The sequence below is a fragment of the Ruegeria sp. HKCCA5463 genome (genome assembly GCF_013034175.1).
Classification (GTDB): Bacteria; Pseudomonadota; Alphaproteobacteria; order Rhodobacterales; family Rhodobacteraceae; genus Ruegeria.
Genome location: NZ_WQFL01000001.1, coordinates 21,782 through 34,808 on the forward strand (window position 1 = coordinate 21,782; position 13,027 = coordinate 34,808).

Below are 13,027 nucleotides of genomic sequence, written 5' to 3' on the forward strand. Positions count from 1 at the left end.
AAGAAACGAGGGCGCCGATGGCCACCGTTGCCAAACTTGTCAAACAGAGGATTCAGGATGAGCTGGACGATCTGACACGGTCTGAACGTCAATTGGCCTCGGTCCTGTTGCAGGATTATCCGATGGCCGGTTTGCAATCGATCACCAAGCTGGCCGCTGCGGCGCAGGTTTCGACCCCGACCGTTATTCGCATGGCGCGCAAGCTTGGGTTTGACGGGTTCCCCGACTTGCAGGATGCGCTGCGCGAAGAGGTTGCGGCGCAGATCAAAAAGCCGATCTCGAAACGGGACGCCTGGGTTGTGGATGATGAGGCAGAACATCCGACGACGCGTTTTGCCCAGGCCGTATGGACCAACATGCGCCACACGCTGGAACGTCTGGACAAAGAGATGTTCGATGCCGTCGCGCGTCTTTTGGCCGAGACAGAGCGTCATCTTTACGTCGTAGGTGGTCGCATCACGCGGTCAAATGCGGATTATCTGTTCAATCACATGCAGATCATCCGGCCCAACGTGACGATGCTGGGCAATTCGGCGAATGTCTGGCCGCAATACCTTCTGGATATGGATGAATCATCCGTTCTGGTGATCTTCGACATCCGCCGTTACGAGGCGCATCTGGAGAAGCTGGCACAGGTTGCCTCGGGCCGCGGCGTCACCGTTGTTCTGTTTACGGACCAATGGGGTTCGCCGATCGGAAAGACCGCCAATTATTCCTTCCACGCATTGGTCGAGGCGCCCTCCAGTTGGGATTCGACCATTGCCTTGCAGTTGATCTCGGAAACGCTGATTGCCGAAGTGCAGGAGGCACGTTGGGAAGAAAGCAAGGAGCGGATCGAAGAACTGGAGCGGTTCTTTTCCTCGACCCGGATATTTCGCAATCAGGACTGACGGGCCGAGCAGTGTCGGAAAAATTGCGCCACTAAATTTGCCACTTCCGGCTTGACGATCCCGAAAGCATGACTTAACCAGCGCAAACCATTTGCGGGTATAGCTTAATGGTAAAGCCCCTGCCTTCCAAGCAGGCTATGTCGGTTCGATTCCGTCTACCCGCTCCATGCCTTCCTTGAAATTCTGCGTCAAATGGCCCTTTCGACCTGCCGATTGCGGTTGTGATGCTTGACCATACCTGCCGCTACCTCCAAGAAAGCGGTCACTCAGTACGGTTCAGGATACAAGGGCCAGACATGGCAAGACAAGCCGCCAGCAAGCCAACGCATACCGCCGCGCCCGGAGCCTCCGAGGAACGCGCCCGTTCAAAGAAGATTGGGGTTCTGGCCTCGCTTTGGCCGTTCATGAAACCTTACAAATTCCTGATGATCGGCGCGACGCTGGCGTTGATTCTGACGGCCAGCATGACCCTCACGCTGCCATTGGCGGTGCGGCGCGTGGTCGACAATTTCCGAATTCAGGATGGAGAGCTTCTGGATTGGTATTTTCTGGCCGCGCTGGTCATCGCTGCCGTTCTGGCCGTGGGTACCGGTATTCGGTATGCGCTTGTGACCCGTCTGGGCGAACGGGTGGTAGCCGATATCCGCAAGGCGGTGTTTGATCGCGTCATCGGTATGAGCCCGGAATTCTATGAGCGAATCATGACCGGTGAGGTGCTAAGCCGGATCACCACTGACACGACGCTGATCCAATCTGTTCTCGGCTCGTCCGTGTCTATTGCCCTGCGAAACATACTGATGTTCGTCGGTGGGCTGGTTCTGATGCTGCTGACATCCGCCAAGCTGACCGGGCTGGTATTGTTGCTGATCCCGGTGGTCATCGTGCCGATCCTTGTACTTGGTCGCCGTCTGCGCGTGATCAGCCGCGAGAATCAGGACTGGATCGCGGCCTCGTCCGGCAACGCGGGTGAGGCATTGGGTGCGGTACAGACCGTTCAGGCATTTTCCCATGAACAGGCCAGCCGCCAGCAATTCAGTGAGATGACCGAGACATCCTACAGCGTCTCGCTGCGCCGCATACAGACCCGCGCGGTGCTGACGGTGATCGTGATCTTCCTGGTTTTCTCGGGTATCGTGGGCGTTCTGTGGATGGGTGCCAATGACGTGCGAAATGGCGTGATGACCGAAGGCGTTCTGATCCAGTTCGTCATCTATTCGATCATTATGGCGGGTTCGGTCGCGGCCCTGTCCGAAATCTGGAGCGAACTTCAGCGTGCCGCGGGGGCCACCGAACGTCTGGTCGAGCTGCTGCATGCAGAAGATACCGTGACCGACCCTGCCAATCCCAAAGCGCTTCCCAAGAACATTCAGGGCGAAATCCGGTTTGAAGATGTCAGCTTCCGCTATCCCGCGCGACCCGATACGGTTGCACTGGATCATCTGTCACTTCTGGTGAAACCCGGCGAGACGGTCGCATTCGTCGGGCCATCGGGGGCGGGAAAAACAACCGTGATCCAACTGATCCAGCGGTTCTATGATCCGAACTCGGGCCGCGTGACGCTGGACGGTCTTAATCTGCGCGACATCAACCGGTCGGACTTCCGCCGCCACATGGCTCTGGTGCCTCAGGATCCCGTGATCTTTGCTGCATCCGCGCGGGAAAACATCCGCTTTGGTCGTCTGGACGCCTCGGATGCAGAAGTCGAGGCCGCCGCCCGGGCCGCTGCCGCGCATGATTTTATTACGGCCTTGCCCCAAGGATATGACAGCTTTGTCGGCGAACGCGGTGTCATGCTGTCTGGCGGGCAGAAGCAGCGTATTGCCATTGCCCGCGCAATCCTGCGCGACGCGCCGGTTCTGCTGCTGGACGAGGCGACTTCGGCGCTGGATGCGGAAAGCGAACGCGCAGTGCAGGGCGCGGTGGACAAGATGCGTGCCGGCCGCACGACCCTGATCGTCGCGCACAGATTGGCGACTGTTAAGAAAGCCGACCGCATCGTCGTGCTAGAGGAAGGCCGCATCGTGGCACAAGGCCGCCACGAGGATCTGGTGTCTCAGGACGGGCTGTATGCACGCCTTGCCCGGTTGCAGTTCACCGATGGTGTCGCCGCAGAATAAGAGTGACGCTCCGGCACTTGCGAATTCGCCGTAGCGTCATTCTACATTTTACTCCCCCTGAAGGCTAAGGCCTCGCTTGCGCGAGGTTCGTTTTGCTTCCATCTTGGTTGCGAACAACAAGCCCGCGCAAAACGCGGGAGAATAATACGGGAGGAACCACATGGCCTTTGTGGGTTTGGAAGACAAGAAGCGCATGGAACAGGAAATGCCGTGGGAGGATCGGGATTTGCCCGTCACCTTCCATCAGCTTTTGTCGCGCACCGCAGGGAAGTTCCCCAACCACAATGCCATGAGCTTCCAACTGTTCTCGGGCCCGAAGGACAAGGCCGAGACCCTGACCTGGTCGCAACTTCTGGGTCAGGTCAACCAGGCAGCAAACCTGTTCCGCTCGCTGGGTGTGGGTGAAAAAGACGTGGTCGCCTATGTGCTGCCCAACTGCAACGAAACACTGGTCACGATGATGGGCGGCGCGGTTGCGGGGATCGTGAACCCGATCAACCCCTTGCTTGAACCGGAACAGATTGCCGCGATCCTGCGCGAGACCGGCGCCAAGGTCGTGGTGACGCTGAAATCTTTCCCGAAAACAGATGTCGCGCAGAAGGTCGAAGAGGCGGTGCGCCACGCACCCAAGGTCAATACCATTCTGGAAATCGATCTGAACCGGTATCTGACCCCGCCCAAATCATGGCTGGTGCCGTTTCTGCGCCCCAAGATGGGCGACAAGGAAAAGCTTGCCCATGCGGATTACAAGAACTTCCACACGGAACTGGCCAAGCAACCGACGACGCTGACGTTTGAAGACAGCAAGGAAGATCGTGTCGCCTGTTATTTCCATACCGGCGGTACCACGGGTATGCCGAAGGTGGCGCAGCACAAGTATTCCGGCCTGATCTACAACGGCTGGTTGGGGAACACGCTTCTGTTTGACGAAAACGACGTCATCATGTGCCCGCTGCCCATGTTCCACGTTTTTGCGGTGCATGTGATTGTGATGGCGGCCGTATCATCCGGTGCCCATGTGGTTTTCCCGACGCCACAGGGATATCGCGGCGACGGGGTGTTCGACAATTTCTGGAAGCTGATCGAGCGTTGGAAGGTGAGCTTCATCATCACCGTGCCAACCGCGATTTCAGCCAAGATGCAGCGCCCAGTCGATGCCGATATCTCAAGCGTAAAAACGGCCTTCTCGGGCTCGGCCCCGCTGCCGGTGGAACTGTTCCGCCGCTTTGAAGAAGCGACTGGCGTCACCATTGTCGAAGGGTACGGTCTGACAGAGGCCACATGTCTGGTTTCGTGCAACCCGGTGGATGGTGAGAAAAAGATCGGATCGATCGGTATTCCGTTCCCCTATACAGACGTCAAGATCTTGCAGGATGGGCCAGACGGACCGACCGAGTGCGAAACTGATCAAATCGGTGAGATCTGCATCTCGAACCCGGGTGTCTATGCGGGCAATACCTATACCGAGGCCGACAAAAACGTTAACCTGTATCACTTCGACAAGTACCTGCGCACGGGCGATCTGGGGCGCTTCGACGAAGATGGATATCTATGGATCACTGGTCGCGCCAAGGACCTGATCATTCGTGGCGGTCACAACATCGACCCTGCCGAGATCGAAGAGGCTTTGCTGGGTCACGAGGCCGTTGCTTTTGCCGGTGCCATCGGCCAGCCGGATGCGCATTCCGGTGAAGTTCCCTGCGCCTTTGTCGAACTGGTCGAGGGTGCGTCTGTCACCGAAAAAGAGCTGATGGATTACTGCAAGGTTCACGTGCATGAACGCGCGGCGCAACCCAAGCACATGACCATTCTGGATGAACTGCCCAAAACGGCCGTTGGCAAGGTGTTCAAGCCTGAACTTCGGAAACAGGCCATCACTCGTATCTACAACGGCGCCCTCGAGGATGCCGGTTTGGCGGCGCGGGTGGTTTCCGTCATTGATGACAAGAAACGCGGCCTCGTTGCGCAGCTTGACGCGAACGGATCTTCGGAAGACGATGTCGCAAAAGTGCTGGGCGTATACACCCGGCCATGGGAGTGGTCTGAATAAGCCGGAGGGACAATGGACTATGAACGCCTGATCGACGAAGAAACCTGGGCGTTCATACGTCGCACGGCTGAAAGCTATCCCGATGACGCGGTCGAGCTGTCGATCGAGGATCAGCGCCGTGTCTATGACACCATGTGTCAGGACTTTCGCCAACCACGCCCGGCTGGCGTGGAAACTCAGGACCGGGCGGCCGATGGTGTTCCGGTTCGAATTTACTCTGCCGGGCAACCAACCCGAACCGTCATCTATTTTCATGGTGGCGGTTTCGTTGTTGGTGGTCTGGAAAGTCACGACGATGTTTGCGCTGAATTATGCGCCCAAACCGGGTACCGGGTCGTTGCCGTCGATTACCGGCTGTGCCCTGAACATGTGCACCCGGCACAGTTTGACGACTGTTGGAGCGCTGCGAACTGGGCCGCAAACGAATTCGGAGACCCTTTGATTTTGGCCGGCGACAGCGCCGGTGGAAATCTGGCTGCTGCCGTATCCCACTACGCGCGCGGGCGTTTGGACGGGATCCTGGGGCAGGTGCTGATCTATCCGGGCCTCGGAGGGGACCGCAGTCAGGGGTCCTACCAGGAACATGCCCAGGCCCCCTTGCTGACGTTGGATGAAATCAGGTTCTATGAAACCGTCCGATGCGCGGGCGATCCGCCCCAGGGCGATCCGACCTATGCGCCATTGCAGGACAGTGACTATTCAAACCTGCCACCGACCGTGGTTGTAACGGCTGATTGCGATCCGCTGCGTGACGACGGGCAAATTTATTGCAGTCGGATCAATGCGGCGGGCGGGCAGGCCCACTGGATCAATGAATTCGGTCTTGTGCACGGATATCTGCGCGCACGAACTTCGGTGAAACGTGCGGCCGACAGTTTTGAGCGTATCTCGGTTGCGATAGAAGCGCTGGGGCAGGGGATCTGGTCCTACGACTGATGCAGTGAATTGAAGGCTCTGGTCCTTTTGGGGCCTGTATGCCGAAAACCGGCTGGCTGTGGTAAGCTCACTCAAATTTTCCGAGGAGATCTTACCTAATGGCCGACCCCTTTCAGAACGTCGATGCCGCAGGGCCTGAATTCATCAAGCTGTTTGCGGATTCGATGGACCAGCGGCAAGCGGACCCGACGATGGAGCGGATCGTGGCCGCGTATCTGGGTCATCTGAACGTCACGGATGCATCGACGGTTGTCGAGGTCGGCGCCGGTGCAGGCGCCGTCACACGTCGCATCGCATCACACTGCCGCCCGGCGAAGGTCATAGGTTTCGAGCCTTCAAAAGGATTTGTCTCGGAAGCCAGCACGCGGGCCAAGGAATATTCGAACCTGACTTTCAAGGTTGCCGACGGTGCCGCGCTTCCGCTGGAGGATGATGCCGTCGATGCGGTTATCATGCACACGGTGCTCACGCATGTAGAAGACCCCAAATCGTTGGTTGCCGAGGCCTTCAGAGTGCTGAAACCCGATGGGATCTTGATCGTCTGTGACGCTGATTTCTCAAAAGCGACCTTCAGTGCCTTTCCAAATGATCCACTGGATATATGCGCAAAGGAGTTTGTGCGCGAGTTTGTGACCGATCCTTTTATCGTCGCAAAACTCAGGTCATTGATTTCCGATGCCGGACTTTCCGTGCAACATTTTGACGTGCAGAGCAGAGTTGTCTCGACAGCCGAGCAGATGTTGCCTTGGGTCGCCCTGACCACCAAGCAAATGTACGAGCGGGGTGATATCGGAAAAGAACTGGCAGAAGGGCTTGTGGCCGAGCACGAAAGACGTGCTCGAAACGGGTCTCTTTATGGATATCAGGTGTTTGCGACAGTGGTAGCTGCGAAGGCCGCATAAGCGGCCCCGAAGCTGCGTGCGCATTACCGCAGAAACGGTTCGGCCTTCATTGTCTCAGCAATGGGGGCGCCCATTCGGCTCAGGATGGTCGGGGCCAATTGCAACTGGCTTATGACGGTTTCGGAGTCCGGCCCTTCGGCGTCGCCGAAATAATACAGCGCCGTTTCCTGTTGCAGCGGGCCGCGCCCGCCGTGGTGCCCACGCTCGTCCTGGCCGTGATCCGCGGTGACGATCACTTCATATCCCAACTGGCGCCAGCGGGGGATGAAAGGGGCCAGCATCTCGTCGGCGACAAAGCAAGCGTGATCCATTTCTTCACAATCGTGGAAGAAACGGTGGCCCATACTGTCCAGCGTGCAGGTGTGCAGAATGCCATAGTCCAGCCCGAAACGAAGGCACAGATTGGTCAGAGTGGCATACAGGTCGACATCGGATGGCGTCATCTGATTGGCTTTGCCATAGCCCGTCATGCTGTGAAAACGGCCATGGTTGATCGTCGCGCTTTCGGGTTCGTCATATTCGATGTCGCGGACGTAGTCGAAGGGATGACGGTTGAAGAACTGCGACCAATAACTGTGTGTCACCGCCCCGGTCACCCCACCGGCTTCACGCACCTGGCTGAATACGTCCTTGTGGCTCAGCCGGAAGACATTTCCATTTCCGGTACAGCCATGCTCTTGCGGCGTCACGCCCGTGTGGATCGACGCATAGCAACTGGCCGATGTCGAAGGCAGCACCGCGCGCAGTTTCCAAAGCCGTGCTTCTCCGCTGTCGACCCAGCCTTCGAGATTGCCGAACAGGCGACGAAAGTTGCGATAGGGGACACCGTCCAGAATGATGAGAAGTAGCTTGCGGTCCATGTCGAGGCCCTTTGAGAGACATTGCGTTCCGGCGACCCTAAGAGATTTGACGTCCTCGGGCTGCCACTTTGCGCCCCCAATAGCAAAATCCCGACACCTGTCTTCACACAAGGTGCCGGGATTTCAAACCTTCATCGAAATTTCACGAACCGGATCAGTTGCCGGCGCTTTCCATCTTGCGATGGGCGACAACCTCTTCCAGCCAGCCCAGATGCATTTCAGGCACCGAACTGAGCAGCAGGTCGGTATAATCGTCGAAGGGCGGGCTCAGCACCTGGCTCTTCGAGCCATAACGGGCCACGCGACCCTGATACATCACCGCGATGCTGTCGCTGATCGCGCGGACCGTCGCCAGATCATGGGTGATGAACAGATAGGCCACATCTTCGATCTTTTGCAGGTCCAGCAGCAGCTTGAGGATCCCGTCTGCCACCAGCGGATCCAGAGCCGAAGTGACCTCGTCACAGATGATCATCTTGGGCTTGGCTGCCAGTGACCGGGCGATACAGACACGCTGTTTCTGACCTCCGGACAGTTCCGCAGGATAGCGGTCGATGAACTTTTCGCCCAACTCAATCTCATCCAACAGCTCGATGATCCGCTTGCGCTTTTCAACGCCACGCATGTTGAAATAGAACTCCAACGGGCGGCCGATGATGGTGCCGACGGTCTGGCGTGGGTTCATTGCCACGTCCGCCATCTGATAGATCATCTGCAACTCGCGCAGATCCTCGCGAGAACGCCCCGCAAGGTCCGGCGACAGCGTGCGACCGGCAAAACGGATCTCGCCATCGCGCGGCGGCAACAGGCCGGTGATCACCCGGGCCAGCGTGGATTTGCCCGAACCGGATTCGCCCACGACCGCCAGCGTCTGCCCCGGATGAAGCTCGACATTGACGTTATGCAGCACGTCGAAGTTCAGCCCCTTGTAGCGCGCGGTGATCCCGTCAACGGTAAGCAGCGGTTCAGGTGTGGGCTGCTTTTCTTCGTGCTCGATCGAACGCACCGAGACCAAAGCCTGAGTATATTCTTCCTGCGGGTTGTTGATGATCTGATCGGTGCTGCCGTATTCGACTGTGTCACCCATCCGCAAAACCATGATATCGTCGCTGACCTGCGCAACAACCGCCAGGTCATGCGTGATGTACAAAGCGGCAACGCCGGTATCGCGTATGGCATCCTTGATCGCCATAAGAACATCGATCTGGGTGGTAACATCCAGCGCCGTGGTCGGTTCGTCGAACACCACCAGATCGGGTTCAGGACACAGTGCCAATGCGGTCATGCAACGCTGCAACTGACCGCCCGAAACCTGGTGCGGATAACGGTTGCCGATGTTGTCAGGGTCAGGCAAGCCCAGCTTTGCGAACAGCTCACGCGCGCGGGCCTCGGCCTCTTTGCGCGAAAACTTCTTGTGCTCGACAGCCGCTTCGACAACCTGATCCATGATCTTCTTGGCCGGGTTGAACGACGCGGCGGCAGATTGCGAGACATAGGCAACCTCACCCCCGCGCAGATTCCGAATATCGCCATGCGATGATTTCAGGATGTCGCGCCCGTTGACCCAGACTTCGCCGCCGGTGATTTCAACGCCACCCCGGCCATAGGCCATCGAGGCAAGACCGATGGTGGATTTCCCAGCGCCGGACTCACCGATCAGACCCAATACCTTGCCGCGCTCGAGGTCAAAGCTAACCCCGTGCACGATTTCGATGTCATGGGGTTTCTCACCCGGTGGGTAAACGGTCGCACCGATCTTGAGGTCACGGACCTTGAGAAGGGTATCACTCATCCCCGACCTCCTTTCAGCGATGTAGTACGGTTGAGGATCCAGTCAGCCACAAGGTTGACCGAGATTGCGAGCGTCGCGATGGCCACCGCGGGGTACAGGGCCGCGCCGATGCCATACACGATGCCGTCCTTGTTTTCCTTCACGATGCCACCCCAGTCGGCCAGCGGCGGTTGAACGCCGAGACCCAGGAAGGACAGGGTAGAGATGAACAGCACCATGAAAATGAACCGCAGGCCGAACTCGGCCACCAGCGGTGACAATGCGTTCGGCAGGATTTCCCGGAAGATGATCCATGTCCGCCCCTCACCACGCAATTTGGCGGCTTCGACATAGTCCATCACGTTGATATCCACGGCGACGGAGCGCGAAAGGCGATAAGGGCGTGTCGCATCCAAAAGCCCCATGACAAGGATCAGGATCGGAACAGTGACCGGAACGATGGCCAGAATGACCAGCGCAAGGATCAGCGTAGGGATCGACATGATCAGATCGACCGTCCGGCTGAGGGCCTGATCCGCCCAACCGCCCAGAACGGCGGCCAGAAGACCAAGCGATGTACCGGTCAAGAAGCTGAGCAATGTCGCTGCGGCGGCAATGAAGATCGTCGTGCGACCGCCATAGATCATGCGGGTCAGCAGGTCGCGGCCGATATTGTCGGTGCCCAGCAGGTGCTCGGCGCTGGCCGGTTCCCATACATCGCCGACCACTTCCGCCATCCCGTAAGGCGCGATCAACGGGGCAGCAATGGCCACGAAGAAATAGGCGCCGGTGAATATGAGGCCAATCAGAGCCGAAATAGGGATGTTTTTCATTTCGGATGCCTCAGTCTTGGGTTGGCGAGGATCGAGACGATATCCGCGACCATGTTCAGGCCGATGTAAACAGCCGCGAACACCACGCCGCAGGCCAGAACAACCGGCACGTCACGCTTGGTCACGGCGTCCACAAGGTACTGCCCCATGCCGGGATAGACGAACACGACTTCGACCACGACGACGCCGACAACGAGGTAGGCGAGGTTCAGCATGACAACGTTCACGATGGGCGAAATTGCGTTGGGAAAGGCATGCCGCGCGATGACCTGAAACGTGCTCAGGCCCTTGAGTTCGGCGGTTTCGATGTAAGCTGATTGCATGAGGTTCAGAATTGCAGCGCGGGTCATCCGCATCATCTGCGCCAGGACCACCAGTGTCAGAACGAAGGCAGGCAGCGCAATCGCGTTCAGCTTTTGCCAGAACGACATCGAGTCGTTGATCATCGCCAGCGAGGAAAACCATCCCAGTTTGACCGAGATGTAGTAGATCACGACGTAGCCGATCAGGAACTCGGGGATAGAAACCGTTGTCAGCGTGACGGCGGAAATCAGTTTGTCGGGCCAGCGATTGCGGTACCGGACGGCCAGTAGCCCCAGGAAAATCGCAAGCGGGACGGATACGATTGCCGCGACACAAGCCAGGAACAACGTATTCCCGAGGCGTTTTCCGATGCTCTCGGCAATATCAAGCTTGTTGGTCAGCGATTGGCCAAGGTCGCCCTGAACGATGCCGCCCAGCCATTCAAAATAACGGGTCAGGGCCGGGCGATCCAGGCCCATTTCTTCGCGAAGGTTGGCCAAGGCCTCGGGGGTTGCGGACTGCCCCAGGACGGCTTGCGCGGCGTCTCCGGGAAGAGCTTCGGTCAGGCCAAAAATCAAGGCCGAAGCGCCGAACAGCAATAGAATTCCCAGCGCGAGGCGCTGGGAAACCAGTTTTATGATAGGATGCATTATCCGATGCCTGTATCAGACGAACCACAATTGACGCGAAACTTGGCCATTCATCAACTCAAGCCCCGGGTTCGATTCCCATCCATCCAACAGGTTGCTCATGCCCTCGACACTGTCGTTAAACATCGGGCAAATCAAGCCGCCATCATCCCTGATCATCATACCCATCTGCGAGTACAGCTCCTTGCGTTTTGCGGGATCCAATTCAGCACGAGCCGCAAACAAGAGATCATCAAAAGCTGGAACCTTGAAGCGCGTATCGTTCCAGTCTGAGCTGGAAAGGTAGGTCGTGGCATACATCTGATCCTGGACAGGACGTCCACTCCAATATGATGCGCAGAACGGCTGAACGTTCCAGATTTCATTCCAATAGCCGTCACCGGGTTCACGCTTGATATCAAGGGTAATACCAGCTTGGGCGGCTGTTTGCTGGAATAGAGCTGCCGCATCCACCGCCCCTGGGAACGCGACGTCGGATGTCCGAAGAACGATGGGCGATCCGTCATGTCCCGACTTCTTGTAGTGTTCTGCCGCCTTTTCAAGGTCGAACTCGCGTTGAGGAATTGTTTCGTCAAACAGAGGATAGGCTGCGTTAATCGGCATATCGTTCCCGACCGAACCATATCCACGCAGAATCTTATCTACCATTTCCTCGCGATTGATTGCGTATTTCAGCGCCATCCTCAGATCGTGATTGTCAAAAGGTGCAGTATCCACATGCATAACAAAGACATAGTGGCCACGTCCGGGCGTGGAATGGACCGTCAGGTTTGGGGCCCGGCCGAGAAGATCGGCGACTTTTGGTTCTACTCGGTTGATCAGTTGAACCTGTCCTGATTGTAGTGCTGCGGTACGCGCAGTTGCGTCATTGATTACGATATTTTCGACGCTGTCAAAATGACCGTCATCATTCCAATAGTTCGCAAACTTTGTAAACAAGTGACGCACACCGGGTTCGTCTACTTCCACCTTGTATGGTCCGGTTCCGATACCTGCTCCGGGATTGTCCATGCCGCCATCGGGCTGGATGATCAGGTGGTAGTCGGCCATCAGGTACGGAAGGTCAGCGTTTGGCTCGGACAGAGTAACCTGGAAATTGTCGCCATCGGCTTTCATCGACTCGATGCCCTTCATGATACCAAGGGCACCAGACTTTGAGTCTTCGTTCGAGTGGCGCTGCATTGTCTTCAGCACGTCCTCGCTGGTCATGGTTTTGCCGTTGTGGAATTCGACACCCTGACGCAGTTTGAAGGTCCAAACCTTGGCATCCGCGCTGCCTTCGACGCTTTCGGCTAATCTGGGTTCGATTGTTCCGTCGGCAGCAACTTCGACCAAGCCGTCGCCAAAGTGGCGCCCGTTCATGTATGGAACCGAACTTGCATAAGTCGCGGGATCCAAAGAGTTTGTTGACTCACCCCCTTGCAAGCCCAGCTTCAGGTCACCGCCTTTTTTCGGGCCTGCTGCGCGTGCTGCGTCTGCGAACATCGTGCTGGCCACCGCCGCCGAAACACCCAAGGCCGCGGCTTTCCCCATGAATTCGCGGCGAGTCATCTTCCCGGCTGTGACCTGACCGGCCATATGCGTTATTTGTTCATTCATTGAGTGTTCTCCCTATTGAGTGGTTCCAGCCCCTTGGGGGACTTTTTGTTGACGCATGAGTCAACGTTGGCTTATTTCCGCGAACCGGGCAAGGTTATTTCTCCTAAATGCCGAAG

At 57.4% G+C, this 13,027-nt stretch carries 10 protein-coding genes and 1 tRNA gene; 6 read left to right on the forward strand and 5 right to left on the reverse strand.

Translation table 11 applies throughout. The features are described from left to right. Positions 1–17 precede the first annotated feature (17 nt). The 6 genes from GOW09_RS00110 (at position 18) to GOW09_RS00135 (ending at position 6,895) form a co-directional block, all read left to right on the forward strand. A complete protein-coding gene (locus tag GOW09_RS00110; RefSeq protein WP_171114706.1) occupies positions 18–890 on the forward strand; it encodes a MurR/RpiR family transcriptional regulator in 873 nt (290 codons plus the stop codon). A gap of 93 nt (positions 891–983) precedes the next feature. Then, positions 984–1,057, forward strand: a tRNA-Gly gene (locus tag GOW09_RS00115). 129 nt (positions 1,058–1,186) lie between these two features. Then, complete coding sequence (locus GOW09_RS00120) at positions 1,187–3,007, forward strand: ABC transporter transmembrane domain-containing protein (protein ID WP_171114708.1); 1,821 nt, start codon at positions 1,187–1,189, stop codon at positions 3,005–3,007. 160 nt (positions 3,008–3,167) lie between these two features. Next, on the forward strand, positions 3,168–5,057 hold the full coding sequence (locus tag GOW09_RS00125) for an acyl-CoA synthetase (RefSeq protein ID WP_171114710.1): 1,890 nt from the start codon (positions 3,168–3,170) through the stop codon (positions 5,055–5,057). A gap of 12 nt (positions 5,058–5,069) precedes the next feature. Continuing rightward, positions 5,070–5,993 (forward strand): alpha/beta hydrolase, encoded by a 924-nt coding sequence (locus GOW09_RS00130; RefSeq protein ID WP_171114712.1) that lies wholly within the window; start codon positions 5,070–5,072, stop codon positions 5,991–5,993. Positions 5,994–6,091: 98 nt separating this feature from the next. Continuing rightward, entirely contained in the window at positions 6,092–6,895 is an 804-nt protein-coding gene (locus GOW09_RS00135; RefSeq protein ID WP_171114715.1) for a class I SAM-dependent methyltransferase, read from the forward strand. A 23-nt stretch (positions 6,896–6,918) separates the two neighbouring features. Here the strand turns inward: GOW09_RS00135 and GOW09_RS00140 are convergent, their stop codons facing one another. From GOW09_RS00140 to GOW09_RS00160, 5 genes are all read right to left on the reverse strand, one after another. Beyond that, entirely contained in the window at positions 6,919–7,755 is an 837-nt protein-coding gene (locus tag GOW09_RS00140) for an alkaline phosphatase family protein (protein WP_171114717.1), read from the reverse strand. Between the two features lie 154 nt (positions 7,756–7,909). Next, positions 7,910–9,547: an ABC transporter ATP-binding protein gene (locus GOW09_RS00145; protein ID WP_171114719.1), complete on the reverse strand. Its 1,638-nt coding sequence runs from the start codon at positions 9,545–9,547 to the stop codon at positions 7,910–7,912. Beyond that, positions 9,544–10,359, reverse strand: coding sequence for an ABC transporter permease (locus GOW09_RS00150; protein WP_152458793.1), 816 nt, complete (start codon positions 10,357–10,359; stop codon positions 9,544–9,546). The genes GOW09_RS00145 and GOW09_RS00150 overlap by 4 nt, the downstream gene beginning before the upstream one ends. After that, a complete protein-coding gene (locus GOW09_RS00155; RefSeq protein ID WP_170343601.1) occupies positions 10,356–11,312 on the reverse strand; it encodes an ABC transporter permease in 957 nt (318 codons plus the stop codon). The genes GOW09_RS00150 and GOW09_RS00155 overlap by 4 nt, the downstream gene beginning before the upstream one ends. Before the next feature lie 15 nt (positions 11,313–11,327). Next, the gene (locus tag GOW09_RS00160) at positions 11,328–12,911 is read right to left on the reverse strand and encodes an ABC transporter substrate-binding protein (protein WP_171114721.1); all 1,584 of its coding nucleotides are present in this window, start codon (positions 12,909–12,911) and stop codon (positions 11,328–11,330) included. Between the last annotated feature and the right edge of the window lie 116 nt (positions 12,912–13,027).